Below are 17,994 nucleotides of genomic sequence, written 5' to 3' on the forward strand. Positions count from 1 at the left end.
ATACGAGCATTATGCCCCATGACCTGGAGGAATGACAACCGTGTCGTTCCCAGTACGCTGGATCGGGAGCCGGCCCGGACTGACGGCCCTCCAGGATGGAGCGGTGATGCACGAGGCCCTCGCGATCGACATCGGCGGCACGAAGGTCGAAGCGGCCGTCGTCGATGCCGAGGGACGGATCCTGCCCGGCACCCGGTTCCGCGGTCCGACGGGCGCCGCGGCCACCCGCGAGGAACTCGTGGCGTCGATCCTCCAGACCGCCGAACGGAGCATCGCGGCCCATGGCAGGCCGGTGTCCGGCGTCGGGATCGGTTCGGCGGGCCCCATCGGCAGGACCGACGGTACCGTCTCGCCGATCAACCTCCCCCGACTCGCCGACTTCCCCGTCGTGGCGGAGCTCCGGTGCTTCACGTCCGGTCCGGTGGAACTCCGACTCGACGGCACCTGCATCGCCCTGGCCGAGCACTGGCAGGGCGCACTCCGCGGAACCGAGAACAGCATGGGCATCGTCGTCTCCACCGGGATCGGTGGCGGAATCATCCTCGGATCCCGACTCGTCCCCGGCACCTCGGGCAACGCCGGCCACCTCGGCCAGATGCAGCTCCGCCGACGCGAACCGGATGCTGTCGGCACACCCTGGACGTTGGAGGGCATCGCGTCGGGGACCGCGACGGTCGCCTGGGCGCGCGCCCAGGGATGGACCGGCACGACGGGCGAACAGCTCGGGGCCGACTACGCAGCTGGAACGGAAATCGCGATCCGCGCCGTCCGACGTTCCGCCGAGGCCGTCGGCGAAGCCCTCTGTAGCATCACGACCCTGCTCGACCTGGAACGCGTCGCGATCGGAGGCGGCTTCTCGCGGGTCTCCCCCGACTACCTCGACCTCGTCCAAGAGGCTGCGACCGCCTCGGCATTGCACGCCTACGCCCGTGAGCTGCGCGTGGTCCCGGCCGGGCTCGACGCCGACGGGCCGCTCATCGGTGCCGCCGCCCTCGTCCTCGCGGACTGAACCGGCCAGTCTCGATCGCCGAGCAAGGTCGCACCGGTCCCGGAGCCGCTCCATCCCGGTCCCTGAGCTTGTCGAAGGGCGCCCTTCGACAAGCTCAGGGACCGGAACCAAGGCTCGTGGGCCGGTTCTCGGTAGGGCGGGTGGGACTTGAACCCACGCATCGTTCGGTTATGAGCCGAATGCCTTCACCAGCTTGGCTACCGCCCCGTGCGGAACCCAGTGTACCGAGTGGCCCGCGGGGCGGGAGTCAGTCGCGGGATTCCTGGCGGTCTGCGGTCGCCGTGTGACGCTCGGTCGTCGGGTCGACGACCTGCTCGCCACGGTAGAGCGCTTCGAAGGTGTCGAGCGTGCGCTCGATGTCGTGTGCGGAGACGAGCTCCAACGAGGCGTCCTGCATCCGGCGGTACTCCTCGGGCGAGGCGCTGAGTACCGTCGCGAGCCGTTCGGCCAGGGCGTCGACGTTGCCCGGCTCGAACAGGTAGCCGTTGACCTGATCGTGCACGAGGTGGGGCAGCGCCATGGCATCGGCCGCGACCACCGGGAGACCGGAGGCCATGGCCTCCATCGTCGCGATGCTCTGCAGCTCCGCGATGGACGGCATCGCGAAGACGGTGGCGTTCGTGTAGGCCTGCTTCACCTCATCGTCGGACACCTTGCCGAGGAATCGGACGCGGTCGCCGATGCCGAGCTGCTGGGTCAGCTGCTCGAGGTTCTTCGCCTGGTCGCCGCCACCGATGACGTCGACGTGGGCGTCGAGTTCCTTCGGGAGTTTCGTGAGCGCGCGCAGGAGCACGTCGATCTGCTTCTCGCTCGTGATGCGACCCACGAAGAGGATGGTGTTGCGCTTCCGCGGTTCGAACGACGGCGTGTACTGTCCGGCCTCGATCCCGCAGGAGATCGCGTGCACACCGGTCAGGCCCGTGAACTGCTCCAGGAAGTCGGCGGCCTTGCGCGTCGGGGTCGTCACGGCGAAGGCACGATCGAAGACGCGACGGGCGGCAGCCCACTGCGTCCGGACGAGCCACTCCTGGGTGCGCTTGGGGATGACGGTGAAGTCGAGGATGTTGTCGGGCATGATGTGGTTCGTCGCCACCATGCGGATGCCGCGTTGCTCGGCCTCGATCGAGAGACCACGGCCGACCACGATGTGCGACTGCAGGTGCACGACGTCGGGCTTCACGCGGTCGAGGATCTTCCGGGCGTTCCGACGCATCGACCACGGCATCGCGAAGCGCAGCCAGTCGTGCGGGTACCACCGGAGGCTGAAGAGGCGGTGCGCCGTCATCGTCTGACCCTCGTGGGTCTCCTTCCACGTGCCGAACTTGCGCGAGCCGGCGGGCGCCACGATGTGGACGTCGTGGCCTCGGCGGACGAGTCCGGCCGCGAGGCGTTCGGCGAAGCGTGCGGCGCCGTTCACGTCGGGCGAGAAGGTGTCGGCACCGATGACCACCCGCAGCGGCTTGTGGGTGTCGGCGCTCGGCGTCGTGCTGGACGCCTTCGCGAGGTGCTGGTCGTCGGGAGAAGTCAAGGTATCGGTGATTCCTCTGTGCTTGGCCAGTGATGTGAGGGGGTGCGGGCGGTCGCTCACGACCCTGATGCGGCGCGGAACGCCATGCTCAAGCATACCTGCAGCCCGTTCGGGCTCCAGGGCTCAGGCGGGCGCGTCGCCGGTCGCGAGGGCCTTCGCGGCTGCTGCGGCCGCCGGCGTCTGGCTCACCTGTGGGTGATGGCGAGCGAGCTGGAAGACTCCCCACACGGCGATCGCGCCGGCCACGACGAAGCCGAAGCCAGCCCAGAACGGTGCGTTGCTCGCCTCCCCCAGCACGATGATGCCGATGCCGACCGCGATCATCGGATCGATGACGGTGAGGCCCGCGATGACCAGGTCGGGCGGCCCCGAGGAGTAGGCGGTCTGCACGAAGTAGCCGCCGAGCGCACTCGCGGCGACGAGGCCGAGCCCGCAGAGGACCGTGAGCCAGTCGAACTCGCCCTGCTGCAGCCGTCCGATGATGACCTTGGCGAGCGTCGCGACGAAGCCGTAGAGCACGCCGGTCCCGACGATGTAGAAGATGGCCGTGAAGCGGGAACGGAACACCATGAAACCGAGTCCGAACACGACGAGCACGACGCCGAGCATCACCAGGATCGTGACGAGCTCGGCCTCGGTGATCCGGTGCTCGCCCGTGAAGACCGCCGCGATCGTCACGAACAGACCGACGCCGCCGACGCAGGCGACGATCGCGACGACCGATCGACGGTTCAACCGGACGCCGCTGATCCTGCTGTTCACCACCGCGGTGATGACGAGCGCGACCGCACCCAACGGCTGGACGAGGGTGATCGGTGCGAGGGACAGACTGCCGAGCTGGAGCACGATCGCGAGCCCGAGCATCACCGTTCCGGTCACCCAGGACGGCCGACTGAGCAGCGCCAGGAGCTGAGCGACGTTGAGCCCCGACGTCGCGTCGGTGCCGCTCGACGACTCGACCTTGGCCACGCCCCGGTGCTGCAGCTGCGCGCCGAGCGAGAGGAAGACAGCGCCGAGGAGCGCGAACGGGATACCGAGGAGCTGCGAGGGGTTGCGGGTGAAGTCGTCCGCGAGGTCGGCGATGTCGATGGCGGAGTGGATCACCCGTCGAGGGTACCCCGCGGTCCCGCTGATCCCGGCGCGGCAGGCCGAGCCCAGCGGATAGGCTCGAGCAATGGCAATTCTCGAGATCCACGTGACCGGTGACCCGGTGCTCCACTCCGTCGCCCGGCCGGTCACCACGGTGGACGACGACCTCCGACGGCTCGTCGCCGACATGTACGAGACCATGGACCTCGCTCCCGGCGTCGGACTCGCGGCCCCGCAGGTCGGCGTCCCGCTCCGCCTCTTCGTCTACAGCTACGAGGACGACGACGGCCAGCCGTGGCGTGGCGTCGCGATCAACCCGGTGCTGTGGATCAGTCCCCCGCCGGTGGGCGAGCTCGACGAGGAGGCCGAGTCGGAGGGCTGCCTCTCCGTCCCCGGCGAGCGGCACCCGCTCCGTCGCGCGGAAGCAGCCATGCTCACCGGGACCGACCTCGAGGGCGACCCGGTCGAGCTGCGGGTCGTCGGCTGGCGCGCACGCATCCTGCAGCACGAGTTCGACCACCTCAACGGTGTGCTCTACGTGGACCGCTTGGAACTGCCGCACTCGCGCCGAGCGGCGAAGGCGATCCGCAAGGCTGGCTGGGGCGTCCCCGGGATCTCCTGGCTGCCGGGTCGCGACGACCTCGAGGGCTGAACCAGCTCGACGGAGACGACGCCGGCACGATCGGCACGGTGTCCCCTCGACAGGCGCAGGGTGTCCGGACATGCAACGAGGCCCGAAGAGTGGAGTCTTCGGGCCTCGTTGCCTAGTCTACGGCGTCCCTGCCGGTTTCGTGAAACCGGCCTCGGACGACGAATCCCCCGGTCCATATGGACCGAGGGATTCTGTGCAGCTCCTCGAGTTGGACTCGAACCAACAACCTATCGATTAACAGTCGATTGCTCTGCCAATTGAGCTATCGAGGAATACGTGCTTCGACCGGCCGGACGAATCCGGCCTCTGCGTTGCAGCGCGTATCTACTGTAGCAAAGGATTCGCAGACTCCAAATCGACACGCGATCAATCGATGCCGACGGCCTCGGGCGTCTCGTACTGGGTCTCGGTGCCGCCCGACTGGGCGAGCGCTGCGAGGAACTCGTGCGGCGGATCGGCGAGCATCGCGTCGATCGGGCCGTAGCCCACGACCCGCGACTGGTGGAGCGCCAGGACGTCGTCGGTCACCTCGCGGAGCATCGCGAGGTCGTGCGTCACGACGATGACCGTGCCGCCGTCGCGTCGGAACCCGTCGAGCAACTCGGTCACCGTGTGCCGGACCGTGATGTCGATGCCGGCCGTCGGTTCGTCGGCGATGAACACCTTCGGACCGAGGACGAGGGCGCGCGCGATCGCGATGCGCTGCCGCTGACCACCGCTCAGCTCGTAGGGGTACTTGTCGAGGCTGGAGAGGGGCATCTGCACGGCGTCCAGCAGTGTGGCGACCCGGACGCCGAGCGCCTGCTCGCTGAACTTCTTGTCGCGCGCGAGGACGGGTTCGGAAATGAGCTCCGTGACGGTGAGTTCGGGCTTCAGGTGCGCACCGGCCTCCTGCTCGAGCAGCGACACTTCGAACGTGAGTTTCGTGAGTTCTTTGCGGCCCACCTTGCGCATGGAGCGACCGAGCGTGCTCGCGTCGCCGCCGGACACGAACGGACGGGAGTCCGCTCCGGTCAGGTGGCGTCCGGACAACACGCGCAGGAGCGTGCTCTTCCCCGAGCCCGAGCTGCCGATGACCCCGAGCGAGCCGCCGACGGGCAGCTCGAAGCTGATGCCGTCCAGGGCTCGATTGCTCGGGCTCACGCCGTGCGCGGCGTAGTCGACGCTCAGATCGCTCGCCCGGACCGCCGGTCCGTCCTGCTCTGGGTGCTTCATGAGACCTCTCCTTCCGGTGCACGGGGAGCCACCGGATCGCCATCGAGTGTATCCGGCGATCCCGGCGGGGCCACGTGCCACGCTCGGTGAAGGCGGACCGCGTCAGGCCTCGGCGCGGAGCGCACGCCGTTCCGCCTCGACGTCCGCGAGCTGCCGCGTGATCTCCCGGTGCGACTCGTCGCGGGGGTCGGTACGGCGCAACGACCCGAGCAAGGCCGCCTTCCGACCGAGGAGGTCGCGGTCGATCAGCGCCCGCGCGATGTCCCGGACATAGCTCGGCAGCTTCTCCTCGTTCGTCTCGGGTAGTGGGGACACCCCGAGCTCGCGGACCAGTCCGTCGAAGCCGGGTGGGACCTGTGCTATGACGGTCTCGAGCCAGGCGTTCGTCCCGAGGTGGTCCAGGCTCACACTCATGGCGTCGCGCACCACGGCGAGGGAACTGTTGGCGACCGAGCTCTGGACCGCGCGCTCCAGCATGGGGCGTTCGAGGTGCTGGGGCAGCTGCAGGATCGCACGGAGGGCGTCTTGCTCGAGGCGCGTCGACGGGTCCTTGGGCAGGTCGTTGAGCGAGGCCTGTCGCTCGCGCGGCGGCTCGGCAGCGGGTGCGCCGGTGCCCTGCTGGCGGGCGTCTCGTGCGGAGTTCTGTGAGCCTCCTGCGGCGGCACCGCCGGCAGCCCGCACGGCGCGGGCCACCTCGTCGAGTTCCATGCCGAGCTGCTTCGCGAGCACCCGGGTATACCCGGGACGGAGCGAGGGATCGCGGATCTCGGCGACGACCGGAGCGGCCGCCCGGAGTGCGCCGACCCGGCCCTCGACCGTCTCGAGGTCGAATCCCGCCAGCGTGCGCCGGATGATGAACTCGAACATCGGCTCGCGGCCGTCGACCAGCTTCCGGATGGCGCCGTCGCCGCGGTTGAGGCGGAGGTCGCAGGGGTCGAGGCCGTCGGAGGACACGGCGACGTACGTCTGGGCGGAGAACCGCTTCTCCTCACCGAACGCACGCGTCGCAGCCTTCTGCCCGGCCTCATCAGGGTCGAACGTGAAGATGACCTCGCCGGTGGCGGAGTCGTCGCCCATGACGCGGCGGATCATCTTGATGTGGTCGACCCCGAACGAGGTCCCGCAGGTCGCCACCGCGGTGGTCTCCCCCGCCAAGTGGCAGGCCATGACGTCGGTGTACCCCTCGACGACGACGACGCGCTTGCCGCGCGAGATGTCGCGTTTGGCAAGGTCGAGGCCGTAGAGGACCTGCGCCTTGTGGTAGATCGCCGTCTCCGGGGTGTTGAGGTACTTCGGCCCCTTGTCGTCGTCGCGGAGGCGCCGGGCGCCGAAGCCGAGCACCTGCCCGGTCGTGTCGCGGATGGGCCAGATGAGGCGTCCGCGGAACCGGTCGTAGACCCCGCGGTCGCCGCTCGACACGAGCCCGGCCGCGAGCATCTCCTCGTCGGAGAATCCGCGAGACCGCAGCGCCTTCATGAGGTGGTCCCAGCCGGCAGGCGCGAACCCGATCCCGAAGTGGTCGGCAGCGGCGGCGTCGAAGCCGCGTTCGCCGAGGAACCGCCGCCCGAGGTCGGCGTCGCCGTCGTGGAGCTGCTGCTGGAAGTACTCGGCGGCAGCCTGGTTGGCGGCGAAGAGCCGAGCCCGGTTGCCGTGATCGACCTTGCCGCCGCCCTCCTCGTAGCTGAGCGGGTACCCGATGCGCTGAGCGAGACGTTCCACCGACTCCGCGAACGTCACGTGGTCCATCTTCTGCAGGAAACTGTAGACGTCGCCGCTCTCGCCACAGCCGAAGCAGTGGTACAGCCCGACCGTGGGGCGCACGTGGAAGCTCGGGCTGCGTTCGTCGTGGAAGGGGCACAAGCCCTTCAGCGAGCCGACGCCGGCGGACTTCAGCGAGACGTAGTCGCCGACGACGTCGCCGATATTGGTGCGTGCCTTGACCTCTTCAACATCGCTCTGTCGAATCCGTCCGGCCATGCTTCGATCCTAGTCTCGTGCGTCCATCGTCCATCCCTGAGGGCCTCCGCGCAGCGGAGTCGGAGGCCCGCTCCCGTGTGGAGGAGCGTCAGGCGCCGACGTGCCGTTCATGCCAGGAGAGGGCGCTCTGATCGGTCAGGCTCGCGATCTGGTCGACGACGACGCGACGGCGTTCCGCGTCGGACCCGGCTGCCCGCCAGTCCGCCGCGAAGCCGACGTCGAGGGCCGACTCGCCGAGCGCGAACACCGCGTCCGACAGTTCGATGAGGATCTCCCGCTGCCGGACGTACAGCGGCTGGCGGGAGTCGCTGTACATCACGAACGCGGCCACGATCCCCTTGAGGAGGGCGATCTCGGCCTGGATGCCGTGGGGCACCACGACGTCAGCCCCGAACCGCACGAGGCTGGCCTGCGGGAAGGCCTCGCGGGTCGCCGCGGTCGCCGCACCGGCGAACCGACCGATCATCTGGCTCGTGAAGTTCTTGAGGCGACCGAGGTCGCGCCGGGAGCCGTCCCAGGCGGTGATCCAGGTGTGCGAGGACTGCAGCCGGTCGAAGGCGGCGGCGAGGTCCTCGTGGGTGAAGTCGTCGCCGGCCCAGGACAGCGCCGTGTCGATGAGGCGGTCGTGTCCTGCGCGCGCGTTCAGGAACGCCGGGTCGATGTACTCCCCGACGACGGCGTCCTCGAAGTCGTGCACGGAGTACGCGATGTCGTCCGCGAGGTCCATGACCTGCGCCTCGACGCAGCGGACGCGCTCGGGAGCGCCGGCTCGCAACCAGCGGAAGGCCGCAGAGTCCTCGTCGAAGAACCCGAACTTGGCGCGACCACCGGGATCCGGCACCGACTGGGCGGCCGGCCACGGGTACTTGCAGCTGGCGTCGAGGCTCGCGCGCGTGAGGTTCAGACCGTACGGCTCGCCGTCGGGACCGAAGACCTTGGATTCGAGGCGCGTGAGGATCCGCAGGGTCTGGGCGTTGCCCTCGAACCCGCCGATCGCGGCGGACCAGTCGTTGAGTGCTCGTTCGCCGTTGTGACCGAACGGCGGGTGACCGAGGTCGTGCGCGAGGCACGCCGTGTCGACGACGTCCGGAGCGAGGTCGAGGCTGGCTGCCAGCTCGCGACCGACCTGCGCAACCTCGAGGGAATGGGTCAGACGGTTCCGCGCGAAGTCGACACCGCTCGTCGGGCTGAGCACCTGTGTCTTGGCGGCGAGTCGCCGCAGGGCACTGGAGTGCAATAACCGTGCACGATCGCGGGCGAAGTCGGAGCGTCGCGTCGAGTGGTGCTCGGGCATCCAGCGTTCTTCGTCGTGCAGGGTGTAGCCGTCCCGGTCCATGGAGACGCTCCCCCGCTCGATGATGCTATCCGCCACTGTGGTCCAGTTCCGCTCCCGCGATCTCGGTCTGCTCGTCGGCACCCAGCGACTGCGAGTCGAGCCAGCCGTACGGCAGTGCCGGTCGTTTCGGCGTGCCGGCGCGCCCACGCTGGCCTTCGGCTGCGGCACCCGGGTAGGGGGCCGTCCAGTCGAGGGTCGCGAGCAGGTCGTCGAGCTGGTCGAGCGACTCCACGGTCGCAAGGCTCGCGCGGAGGTCACCACCGACGGGGTAGCCCTTGAAGTACCAGGCGACGTGCTTCCGGATGTCGCGGCAGCCGCGCTCCTCGCTCTCGAAGAACTCGGCCAGGAGCTCGGCGTGACGCCGGAACGCGGCCGCGACGTCGCCCAGGGACGGCTCTGCCTTGCCGCCCTCGCCGGCGAACGCCGAGCTGAGGTCGCCGAAGAGCCAGGGGCGACCGAGGCAACCGCGGCCCACGACGACGCCGTCGCAACCCGTCTCGTCGACCATCCTGAGGGCGTCCTCGCCCGACCAGATGTCGCCGTTCCCGAGGACCGGCACCGAGGTGACCGTCTCCTTGAGCTTGGTGATCGCCGACCAGTCCGCGTGGCCGGAGTAGAACTCGGCGGCGGTCCTGGCGTGCAGCGCGATCGACGCCACGCCGGCGCCCTCGGCGATCCGGCCGGCCTCGAGGTAGGTGAGGTGGTCGGAGTCGATGCCCTTGCGCATCTTGATCGTGAGCGGGACGTCGCCTGCGGCACGGACCGCGCCCTCGACGATGTCGCGGAAGAGCCCGGTCTTCCAGGGCAGCGCCGCTCCCCCGCCCTTGCGGGTGACCTTGGGCACCGGGCAGCCGAAGTTGAGGTCGATGTGGTCGGCGCGATCCTCGGCGACGAGCATGGTGACGGCCTCGGCGACCGTCTTCGGGTCGACGCCGTAGAGCTGGATGGACCGGAGCGTCTCGCTCTCGTGGTGCTGGATGAGCCGCATGGTCTCCGGCGTGCGTTCGACGAGCGCACGGGAGGTGATCATCTCGCTGACGTACAGTCCGGCGCCGTATTCGCGGCACAGGCGACGGAACGCCGTGTTGGTGATCCCGGCCATGGGGGCGAGCACGACCGGCGAGTCGAGCACGATGGGCCCGATCGCGAGGCTCGGGCGCTGCGAGAGCGTGGTAGGAAGAGACATCACCCTCGATTCTCCCAGATGATCGGCGCTCCCGCGCCCAGTGAGGACCACATGTCAGACGCCGTCCCGCCCGCCGACCTCCAGCCGTCCGGCCGCGAGCGCGTCCGAGCAGCGGCCGCCGCACTCGGTCTCGACGTGGAGCTGGTCGAGCGACCGCCCGCGCGCAGTCTCCACGAGGCTGCGGAGCTGCTCGGCATCGAGCCCGCGGACATCGTCAAGACGATCGTCGTGAAGCGTCGCAGCGGCGACTACCTCTTCGCCCTCGTGCCCGGCGGCCGCAAGATCTCCTGGCCGCCGTTCCGCACGCTGCTCGGTGTGAACAAGCTCGCGATGCCGGACGCGGCGACCGCGTTCCAGGCGACCGGCTACGAGCGGGGCACCATCACCGTCCTCGGTGCGAGCGCTCCACTCCCCGTCTACGCGGACGAGCGCATCCTCGAGCGCGGTGGGCGCATCTCGATCGGCGCCGGCGAGCACGGGTGGAGCGCCTTCGTCGACGCGGCGGAGTACCTCACCGCCATCGGCGCCGTCACCGCGGACCTCACCGAGCCGGAGGAGCCTCAGTCCTGAGCCAGCTCCGGCGGGAGCACGAGGCAACTGTCGCCCTCGCAGACGACGGCGTCGCCCCCGAGGAGTCGGAGCGCCGGCCGGACCGTCGCGGGCTGCTGATCATCGACGCTGCGCTCAGGGGACGTCGTCTCCGTGCTCACGCCTGCACCGGCTCGGTGCTCGCGCGTTCCGTCCAGACCTGCTCGAGGACCTGCGTGAACGCGGCCGCCTCCTGCGCCCCGGACACCCCGTAGGCGCCGTCGATGACGAAGAACGGGACGCCCTGGATGCCGTACCCCTGTGCCGTCGCCTGGTCCTCGCGGACCGCCTGCGTGTACTGGCCGGATTCCAGTGCCGAGACCACGGCGGACCGGTCGAGCCCCACCTCGACGGCGAGGTCGGCGAGGTCCTCGATGCGACCGACATGGCGGCCCTCGGTGAAGTAGGCCCGCAGGAGGCGCTCGGTCATCTCGAGCTGCTTCCCCTCCGCCTTGGCGAGGTGCAGCAGTTCGTGCGCCTTCACCGTGTTCGTGTGCTGGAGGATGCCGAAGTCGTATTCGAGACCGGCGTCCGAGGCGATCCCCGTCACCCGATCGAGCATCTGCTGCACCTGGTCGGCCGGCATGCCCTTGTGCTTCACGAGGAAGTCGATCTCGGTGCCGTCGAAGTCGACCGGGGTGTCGGGTGCCAGCTCGAAGGAGTGGTACTCGACCTCGACCTCGCGTCCGTCGCCGAGCTGCGCGAACTCCGCCGCACCCCGCTCGAACTTGCGCTTGCCGATGTAGCACCACGGGCAGGCGATGTCGGACCAGATGTCGATCTTGATGGGTTCACTCATGTCAGGGCCAACCACCGACACCCGTCGGTCATTCCCCCGAGGGCGCCGGGGCGTCTGGCACGTCGCGCGCGCCGCCGAAGCGGCGGTCACGTCCGGCGTACCGCTCGACGGCCTCCCAGAGCTGACGCCGCCCGAAGTCGGGCCAGAGGGTGTCGAGGAAGACCATCTCCGCGTAGGCCGACTGCCAGAGCTGGAAGTTGCTGGTGCGCTGCTCCCCGGAGCTCCGGACGAAGAGGTCGACGTCCGGGAGGTCGGGCAGGTAGAGCCGACTCTGGACGAGACGCTCCGAGACGGCCGACGGCTTGATGCGGCCGGCGGCGACGTCGTCGGCGATGCTGCGGACCGCGTCGACGATCTCGTTGCGACCGCCGTAGTTGACGCACATGGTGAGCGTCAGGCGGTCGTTGTCGCGCGTCAGCTCCTCCGCCGTCTGAAGCTCCTTGATGACCGAGGTCCACAGCCGCGGCCGACGCCCCGACCAGCGCACGCGCACGCCCCACTCGTTCAGTTGGTCGCGCCGTCGATGGAGCACTTCGCGGTTGAACCCCATGAGGAAGCGGACCTCGTCGGGTGAGCGCTTCCAGTTCTCCGTCGAGAACGCGTACACCGACAGGTGCTTGATCCCGAGTTGCAGGGCACCGGCCACGACGTCGAGGAGTGCGGCCTCGCCCGCCTTGTGCCCTTCGACACGCGTGAGTCCGCGTCGGTTCGCCCACCGGCCGTTGCCGTCCATGACGATCGCGACGTGCGACGGCACCTCGCCCTTCGCGAACTCGGGCGGGACCTCCCCCGTCCAGTCGATCGGTTTGAACGGCACCGCGTCGCGGTGGGTGTATGGCTTCGGGGTCACCCGCGGCTCCGATCCTGTTCGAGGTGCGCGAGCGACCGCAGGCCGCGCTCCAGATGCCATTGCGCGTAGGCGGCGGTGAACCCGCTCGCCCGTGACGCCGTCTGCTCGGCGGCGGCCTCCGCGTACTCCCAGTCGCCGGAGAGCAGTGCTCCGAGGAGCGAGAGGGTGTCGGCGTCCAAGCGAGGGCTGCCCGAGGGCGCGCAGTCGTCGCAGACGACCCCGCCGAGCTGCACGACCACGTGGGAGTACTCGCCCTCCGTGCCGCACCTCGAGCAGGCGCCGAAGCTCGGTGCCCAACCGGCGAGCGAGAACGCCCGGAGCAGGTAGGAGTCGAGGGTGAGCCGCGGACCGTGCTCATGCTTCGAGAGCGACCGCAGGGCGCCGACGAGCAGCAGGTACTGCTGCAGGGAGCCCTCGGACTCCGTCAGGCGATCGGCCGTCTCGACCATCGCGCTGGCGGCGGTGTAGCTCCCGTAGTCGGCGCTGATCTCGGCGCCGTACGAACCGAGCGACTCGGCCTGGGTGATGGTGTCGAGGCTGCGGCCCTCGTAGAACTGGACGTCGGCGACCATGAACGGCTCGAGCCGGGACCCGAACTTGGAGCCGGTGCGACGGACACCCTTGGCGACCGCCCGGATCTTGCCCCTGCTGCGTGAGAGCATGGTGACGATGCGATCGGCCTCGCCGAGCTTGTGGGTCCGCAACACCACCACTTCGTCTCGATATACCGGCACGCATCGATTATCCCGCCTCGCACCGACAACGTGACCCGGGAACCGCCGTCGGGGATCGAAGGAGCGCCTGGAGAGATGAAGCCGTGAACGAGGTCCTCTTCGTCGTTCCGCTGTGGGTCGACCTCTCGGCGGTCGCCATCGGCGCCGTCCAGGGCGCGATGTTCGCGGCCAGATTCCAGGATCGTCAGCTCGACTGGCTCGGCGTCGCCATCATCGGCGTCGTCGTCGGACTCGGTGGCGGTCTCATCCGCGACATCCTCCTCGGACAGGTGCCGGCGTCCCTCCAGAACAACTGGTACCTCCCCGTCGCCTCGGGAGCCGCCCTGCTCGGGATGTTCCTCCTGCGCACCATCACGAGGCTCGGGCCGGTCATCATCGGTCTCGACGCCCTGACGATCGGCATGTTCGGTGCGATCGGCTCCACCAAAGCCCTGGCAGCCGGCCTGCCGGTCATCCCGGCGATCTTCGTCGGAACCGTCTCAGCCGTCGGCGGATCGGTGCTCCGCGACGTCATGCTCGGCGTCCCCGTCGCCCTCATGCACGTCGGGTCGCTCTACGCCGTGGCGGCCGCGGTCGGCACCGCCCTCCTCGTCCTCGCCGTGACCTTCGGTGCGCCGCTCGGGATCGCGGCCATCGTCGGCGTCTCCTCGACCGCGGTGATCCGCCTCCTGGCGGTCCGGTTCGGGTGGACGTTGCCCGAGCAGCGCCAGATCGGCGGATGGCGGATCTGGCGCCGCTCGACGCGCGGCTGAGTCGTCTCAGTCGACCGCGAGTGCCGCGACAGGTGCGATCCGGGTCGCCCGACGGGACGGGGCGACCGAGGCCACAGCCGTGAGGAGTGCGGCGAGCACGACGATCACGGCGACGATGGCCCACGGGATGACCGGGAAGATCAGCCCGGGCGAACCGTTGATCGCGCCGAGCATCGACTGGGCGCCGGCCCAGCCGTAGAACGTCCCGAGGACGAGGCCGACGACGACGGCCGCGATGGTGAGCTGCGCCGCCTCGATCACGATCATGCGACGGATCTGCGCTGCGGAGAACCCCAGGGCGCGGAGCAGTCCGAGTTCGCGCGTGCGCTGCAGGACGCTGAGCGAGAGGTTGTTGACCATCCCGACCGCGGCGATGAGCGCGCTCAGTCCGATGAGCGCGGAGAAGACGCCGACGGTCGTCGCGACGACGGCCTGCGTCCCCTCGTAGAGTTCCGGCTCCATCGCTTGCGCGTTCATCACGAACTCCTGGAAGTTGGCCGCTGCGACCGCGAACATCGTCACGAGGGTCACGCCGATCACCAGACCGATCGTTGTTCGTGAACTGCGCTCCGGGTAGCGGACGGCGTTTTCGGCGGCGAGTCGAGCCGTCGCGGAGGTGCCGAACAGCCGGCCGACCAGCCGCAGTGCCGGCGGCATCACGAGGTGCGCACCGAGCACGAGGCCGGAGAAGGAGACGATCCCGCCGACGATGCCGATGAGCACGCCCAGCGGCGACACGAGCCCGACGCCGACACCGGCGAGCAGGAGCAGGACGCCGACCACGAAGAGACCGATCGCGACAGCGTTCCGGGCGGGCCTCGCGGTGGCTTCCTCCCGGCTCAATTCCTGCGATCCTCCGATCGCCTGCATCGGGGTGACCGTGAGGACGCGACGTGCGCCGATCCAGGACGCGAGCCAGGTGGTCAGGACGACTGCGACGACGGGCAAGAGGACGGCCGGTTCGATGATCGCGTACGGCAGCTCGGGCAGCACACCGGTCGCGACCCCGATCCGCACGAGCGCGAAGGTCGCCAGGAGCCCGACGAGCAGCCCGGCTCCCCCGCCGAGCAGGCCGACGACGACGCCCTCCTTCGCGACGGCGCGACGCTGCGACCGCGCCGTCGAACCGATCAGGCGGAGCAGCGCGATCGTCCTCGTCCGCCCGGCGACGATCGTCGCGAACGTGTTCGCCGTGACGATCGCACCGACGTAGACCGCCAACGAGACGAACACGGCGGCCGCGAGGATGAGCATGATCACCACGGTGCCGCTGGACCCCGTGACGTCGTCGGCCAGGATGAAGGTGGAGAGCACACTCGTGACCATGAGCAACAGGACGCCGAACGAGGCGCTGAGCGTCGCGACGAGGAGACTCGCGCGATGCTCGCGGGCCCGGGGCCCGAGATCGGCCCGGCTCATGCCGCACGCTCCATGCCGAGCATGAGCGCTGAGATCTGCTCAGCGGTCGATCGGGGACGGTCCTCGACGACCCGGCCGTCCGCGAGGAACACGATCCGGTCCGCGTAGCTCGCGGCGATCGGGTCGTGCGTCACCATCGCGATGCTCTGCCCGTATTCGGTGCTGGCCGCCGCCAGCAGGGCCAGGACGCTCCGCCCGGTGCGCGAGTCGAGGTTGCCGGTCGGTTCGTCCGCGAAGAGGAGCTCGGGTCGCGTCGCGAGGGCACGCGCGATCGCGACGCGCTGCTGCTGTCCGCCCGAGAGTTCGTGCGGGCGGTGCCCGAGTCGGGAGGCGAGTCCGAGCGTGCTCACGAGCACGTCGATCCAGCTCTGCTCCTCACCGGTCGGACGGCGGGCGTCGAGCTCGAAGGGCAGCCGGATGTTGGCCGCGACGTCGAGCGTCGGCACCAGGTTGAACGCCTGGAACACGAAGCCGACACGACGCCGACGGAGGATCGTGAGCTGCCCGTCGTCGAGGTCCGTGATGTCCTGGTCACCGAGGCGCACCCGGCCAGCTGTGGCCTGGTCGAGGCCGGCCATGATGTGCATGAGCGTCGACTTGCCCGAGCCGCTCGGGCCCATGATGGCGGTGAACCGGCCCCGCTCGATCTCGAGGTCGACGCCGTCGAGGGCGACGACCTGGTTGTCGGCGGGTCCGTAGCTCTTCCTGAGTCCGTGGACGCTGGCGACGACGGACGGCTGTGCTGAAGTGGTCATACTCCGAAGCTACGGAGTGAGGTGCCGGGTGCGCGTCGGGCGCACGAGCGACCCTGGTACATCCTGGGGATGATCCTCGATCACTCCGCGGGTGCGTGCTGGACCGCGGTCAGACCAAGCCGTGTTCGAAGGCGAACACGACGAGCTGGACCCGGTCGCGCACCTCGAGCTTCGCGAAGATCCGGCTGATGTGGGTCTTCACGGTCGCCTCGCTGAGGAACTCGGCAGCGGCGATCTCGGAGTTGCTCAGCCCGCGCGCCGCGAGGAGGAAGATCTCGCGCTCGCGCGCCGTGAGCTCGGCATACCGCTGCGGTGCGGCCGGAGCGGCCGGCGCCTGCTGGAAGTGTTCGAACAGCTCGCGGGTGGCCGACGCGGCGATGACCGCGTTCCCGGCATGGACGGTGCGGATCGCTGCGAGCAGGAACTCCGGCTCCGCGTCCTTGAGCAGGAACCCGCTCGCGCCGGCTCGGATGGCCGTCGCGGCCGCCTCGTCGAGGTCGAAGGTGGTCAGCACGACGATCCGAGGCCGCTCGCCCCCGCGCGCGTCCGCCTCAGCCAGGATCGTCTTCGTCGCCTCGATCCCGTCCATGACCGGCATGCGGACGTCCATGAGGATGACCTGCGGACGTGTCCGTGCGGCCAGCTCGACCGCTTGACGCCCGTCGGAGGCCTCGCCGACGACGCGGAGGTCCGGCTGCGAACCGATGAGCATGCGGATCCCGCCTCGGAACAGCGCCTGGTCGTCGACCAGCGCGATCGTGATCGCCCCCGCTGCCGTCGCATCACTCGGATCGGTCATCTCGTCACTCCCACCGTCGCGTACGGGATCGATGCGTAGACGGTGAAGAGACCGTCCACCAGGGTCGTCCCGAACCTGCCGCCTGCCAGCGTAGCGCGCTCGTTCATCCCGGCGAGTCCGTGCCCCGTGCCGGCCTTCGGCGGTTCGACCTTGGCCCGGTTGACGACCCAGAGCTGCAGCTCGGGTCCGGTCCAGTCGAGGTGGACGTCGATCGGCCCCCGATGGTCGCCGTGTCGGAGCGCGTTCGTGAGCGCTTCCTGGATGATCCGGTAGACGGCGAGCTGCGAACCGGTCGCCACCGGTCGTTCCTGACCGTGGCTCTGGACCACCACGTCCAGTCCGGCTCCTCGCAACTGCTCGTAGAGCCGGTCGAGGTCGGCCATGACCGGCTGCGGGCCCTCGGTCTGTTGGAATCGCAATTGCGCGAGCAACACCCGGACGTCGGCGAGGGCCTCGCGGGAGATGCTCGAGATCGTCCGCAACGCCTGGTCGGCCGAGTCCGGGTCTGCGGCCAGCGCATATCGGGCACCGTCGGCCTGCGCGATGACCACGGCGAGGGAGTGTGCCACCACGTCGTGCATGTCGCGCGCGATCCGGTTGCGCTCCTGCTCGACCGCGACGTCGCGCTCGGCCAGGAGCTGCGCCTGTCGGCTCTCGCGGGCGAGCCGCCAGGTGCGCATGAGGACACCTGCGGTCCAAGCGAGGCCGAAGAAGGCGGCGAACGCGAGGAACATGAACAGCCCGACCGTCACCTGCGCGACCGGTGTCAGGTCGTTCGCCAGACCGAAGGTGCTGATCTCAGCGGAGATGTTGGAGGTCCAGCTCGGGACGACGATCACATAGAACGCGATGAGCGCGGCTCCGACGAACGCGGAGGCGAAGGAGATCCAGCGCAGGGCCCGTCCGCCGTAACTCGCCGCCGCGTAGAGCACGACCGGGATCGCGAAGTTCGCGGGATCTGGTGCCAGGAGGAGCAGCATCTGCGCCAGCGCCGCGACCCAGGCGACGGCGAGGGAGATCCCGGGAGCCAGGCGGCGGAGGGCGAGCGCCACGCACATGCCGAGCAGGACGATGACGTACTGGGTCGGCCGAGCGGCGTATGCCGCGAACGTGACGAGGAACAGCACCGAGGGCAGCGCGATGTCGAGGGCCAGTTGGCCGGGTCGGAGCGAGCGGAGCATCCCCCAACCGTACGACCTGGCGGCCGGTCACCCCGTCCTCCCGCGGGAAGATCATCCTCCGGGTGTACACCGGAGGACAGCGCTGCGCCGGGCCGACCCGAAGGCCGACCCGGCGCAGCGGGATC

Annotated in this window: 18 protein-coding genes and 2 tRNA genes; 4 read left to right on the forward strand and 16 right to left on the reverse strand. The window is 69.6% G+C overall.

Annotated elements, in window-relative coordinates:
- Positions 1 to 40: 40 nt before the first annotated feature.
- Positions 41 to 1,009, forward strand: coding sequence for an ROK family protein (locus IFU11_RS02160; RefSeq protein ID WP_371742702.1), 969 nt, complete (start codon positions 41 to 43; stop codon positions 1,007 to 1,009).
- A gap of 132 nt (positions 1,010 to 1,141) precedes the next feature.
- Here IFU11_RS02160 and IFU11_RS02165 read toward each other — a convergent pair.
- The 3 genes from IFU11_RS02165 to IFU11_RS02175 all read right to left on the reverse strand — a co-directional run bounded on the left by IFU11_RS02165 (position 1,142) and on the right by IFU11_RS02175 (position 3,641).
- A tRNA-Ile gene (locus tag IFU11_RS02165) sits at positions 1,142 to 1,216 on the reverse strand.
- 40 nt (positions 1,217 to 1,256) lie between these two features.
- Positions 1,257 to 2,537: a glycosyltransferase gene (locus IFU11_RS02170; RefSeq protein WP_369821876.1), complete on the reverse strand. Its 1,281-nt coding sequence runs from the start codon at positions 2,535 to 2,537 to the stop codon at positions 1,257 to 1,259.
- A 123-nt stretch (positions 2,538 to 2,660) separates the two neighbouring features.
- On the reverse strand, positions 2,661 to 3,641 hold the full coding sequence (locus IFU11_RS02175; protein WP_229939903.1) for a DMT family transporter: 981 nt from the start codon (positions 3,639 to 3,641) through the stop codon (positions 2,661 to 2,663).
- A 70-nt stretch (positions 3,642 to 3,711) separates the two neighbouring features.
- Here IFU11_RS02175 and def point away from each other — a divergent pair, with 70 nt between their 5' ends.
- Positions 3,712 to 4,278 (forward strand): peptide deformylase, encoded by a 567-nt coding sequence (def, locus tag IFU11_RS02180; protein ID WP_192018048.1) that lies wholly within the window; start codon positions 3,712 to 3,714, stop codon positions 4,276 to 4,278.
- Positions 4,279 to 4,477: 199 nt separating this feature from the next.
- Here def and IFU11_RS02185 read toward each other — a convergent pair.
- The 5 genes from IFU11_RS02185 to dusB form a co-directional block, all read right to left on the reverse strand.
- Positions 4,478 to 4,550 (reverse strand) — tRNA-Asn (locus tag IFU11_RS02185).
- A 94-nt stretch (positions 4,551 to 4,644) separates the two neighbouring features.
- Positions 4,645 to 5,493, reverse strand: coding sequence for an ATP-binding cassette domain-containing protein (locus IFU11_RS02190; protein WP_079705766.1), 849 nt, complete (start codon positions 5,491 to 5,493; stop codon positions 4,645 to 4,647).
- A 102-nt stretch (positions 5,494 to 5,595) separates the two neighbouring features.
- Complete coding sequence (gene dnaG, locus IFU11_RS02195; protein ID WP_137241788.1) at positions 5,596 to 7,470, reverse strand: DNA primase; 1,875 nt, start codon at positions 7,468 to 7,470, stop codon at positions 5,596 to 5,598.
- 88 nt (positions 7,471 to 7,558) lie between these two features.
- Entirely contained in the window at positions 7,559 to 8,806 is a 1,248-nt protein-coding gene (locus tag IFU11_RS02200; protein ID WP_137241789.1) for a deoxyguanosinetriphosphate triphosphohydrolase, read from the reverse strand.
- Positions 8,807 to 8,831: 25 nt separating this feature from the next.
- A complete protein-coding gene (gene dusB, locus IFU11_RS02205; RefSeq protein WP_085510729.1) occupies positions 8,832 to 9,992 on the reverse strand; it encodes a tRNA dihydrouridine synthase DusB in 1,161 nt (386 codons plus the stop codon).
- 51 nt (positions 9,993 to 10,043) lie between these two features.
- Here dusB and IFU11_RS02210 point away from each other — a divergent pair, with 51 nt between their 5' ends.
- Positions 10,044 to 10,562, forward strand: coding sequence for an aminoacyl-tRNA deacylase (locus IFU11_RS02210; protein WP_192018049.1), 519 nt, complete (start codon positions 10,044 to 10,046; stop codon positions 10,560 to 10,562).
- Here IFU11_RS02210 and IFU11_RS02215 read toward each other — a convergent pair.
- Genes IFU11_RS02215 through recO form a run of 4 tightly spaced genes read right to left on the reverse strand, consistent with a single transcriptional unit; the run spans position 10,553 to position 12,963 of the window.
- Complete coding sequence (locus IFU11_RS02215; protein ID WP_192018050.1) at positions 10,553 to 10,702, reverse strand: hypothetical protein; 150 nt, start codon at positions 10,700 to 10,702, stop codon at positions 10,553 to 10,555. The genes IFU11_RS02210 and IFU11_RS02215 overlap by 10 nt on opposite strands.
- Positions 10,699 to 11,379, reverse strand: coding sequence for a DsbA family oxidoreductase (locus tag IFU11_RS02220; RefSeq protein ID WP_085510728.1), 681 nt, complete (start codon positions 11,377 to 11,379; stop codon positions 10,699 to 10,701). Before IFU11_RS02220 ends, IFU11_RS02215 begins: the two co-directional genes overlap by 4 nt.
- Positions 11,380 to 11,407: 28 nt before the next feature.
- Positions 11,408 to 12,229 (reverse strand): isoprenyl transferase, encoded by an 822-nt coding sequence (locus IFU11_RS02225; protein WP_124769218.1) that lies wholly within the window; start codon positions 12,227 to 12,229, stop codon positions 11,408 to 11,410.
- Positions 12,226 to 12,963, reverse strand: a complete 738-nt coding sequence (gene recO / locus IFU11_RS02230) for a DNA repair protein RecO (RefSeq protein ID WP_064293640.1) — start codon at positions 12,961 to 12,963, stop codon at positions 12,226 to 12,228. Before recO ends, IFU11_RS02225 begins: the two co-directional genes overlap by 4 nt.
- Positions 12,964 to 13,046: 83 nt before the next feature.
- Here recO and IFU11_RS02235 point away from each other — a divergent pair, with 83 nt between their 5' ends.
- Positions 13,047 to 13,715: a trimeric intracellular cation channel family protein gene (locus IFU11_RS02235; protein ID WP_079705760.1), complete on the forward strand. Its 669-nt coding sequence runs from the start codon at positions 13,047 to 13,049 to the stop codon at positions 13,713 to 13,715.
- Between the two features lie 6 nt (positions 13,716 to 13,721).
- On the opposite strand, the gene IFU11_RS02240 is transcribed toward IFU11_RS02235, so the two are convergent.
- From IFU11_RS02240 to IFU11_RS02255, 4 genes are all read right to left on the reverse strand, one after another.
- Positions 13,722 to 15,134, reverse strand: coding sequence for an ABC transporter permease (locus IFU11_RS02240; RefSeq protein WP_192018051.1), 1,413 nt, complete (start codon positions 15,132 to 15,134; stop codon positions 13,722 to 13,724).
- The gene (locus IFU11_RS02245; RefSeq protein ID WP_079705758.1) at positions 15,131 to 15,889 is read right to left on the reverse strand and encodes an ABC transporter ATP-binding protein; all 759 of its coding nucleotides are present in this window, start codon (positions 15,887 to 15,889) and stop codon (positions 15,131 to 15,133) included. The genes IFU11_RS02240 and IFU11_RS02245 overlap by 4 nt, the downstream gene beginning before the upstream one ends.
- A gap of 109 nt (positions 15,890 to 15,998) precedes the next feature.
- Positions 15,999 to 16,688 (reverse strand): response regulator, encoded by a 690-nt coding sequence (locus tag IFU11_RS02250; protein WP_079705757.1) that lies wholly within the window; start codon positions 16,686 to 16,688, stop codon positions 15,999 to 16,001.
- Entirely contained in the window at positions 16,685 to 17,869 is a 1,185-nt protein-coding gene (locus IFU11_RS02255) for a sensor histidine kinase (RefSeq protein ID WP_191940953.1), read from the reverse strand. The genes IFU11_RS02250 and IFU11_RS02255 overlap by 4 nt, the downstream gene beginning before the upstream one ends.
- Positions 17,870 to 17,994 lie beyond the last annotated feature (125 nt).

This window comes from Plantibacter sp. CFBP 8804, from assembly GCF_014841225.1.
GTDB lineage: Bacteria > Actinomycetota > Actinomycetes > Actinomycetales > Microbacteriaceae > Plantibacter > Plantibacter auratus.

Coding starts and splice junctions, on each gene's coding strand:
- IFU11_RS02220 (WP_085510728.1), bottom strand. CDS start 11,379: ATGAGTGAACCCATCAAGATCGACATCTGGTCCGACATCGCCTGCCCG.
- dusB (WP_085510729.1), bottom strand. CDS start 9,992: ATGTCTCTTCCTACCACGCTCTCGCAGCGCCCGAGCCTCGCGATCGGG.
- IFU11_RS02255 (WP_191940953.1), bottom strand. CDS start 17,869: ATGCTCCGCTCGCTCCGACCCGGCCAACTGGCCCTCGACATCGCGCTG.
- IFU11_RS02245 (WP_079705758.1), bottom strand. CDS start 15,889: ATGACCACTTCAGCACAGCCGTCCGTCGTCGCCAGCGTCCACGGACTC.
- IFU11_RS02240 (WP_192018051.1), bottom strand. CDS start 15,134: ATGAGCCGGGCCGATCTCGGGCCCCGGGCCCGCGAGCATCGCGCGAGT.
- def (WP_192018048.1), top strand. CDS start 3,712: ATGGCAATTCTCGAGATCCACGTGACCGGTGACCCGGTGCTCCACTCC.
- dnaG (WP_137241788.1), bottom strand. CDS start 7,470: ATGGCCGGACGGATTCGACAGAGCGATGTTGAAGAGGTCAAGGCACGC.
- IFU11_RS02190 (WP_079705766.1), bottom strand. CDS start 5,493: ATGAAGCACCCAGAGCAGGACGGACCGGCGGTCCGGGCGAGCGATCTG.
- IFU11_RS02210 (WP_192018049.1), top strand. CDS start 10,044: ATGTCAGACGCCGTCCCGCCCGCCGACCTCCAGCCGTCCGGCCGCGAG.
- IFU11_RS02250 (WP_079705757.1), bottom strand. CDS start 16,688: ATGACCGATCCGAGTGATGCGACGGCAGCGGGGGCGATCACGATCGCG.
- IFU11_RS02200 (WP_137241789.1), bottom strand. CDS start 8,806: ATGGACCGGGACGGCTACACCCTGCACGACGAAGAACGCTGGATGCCC.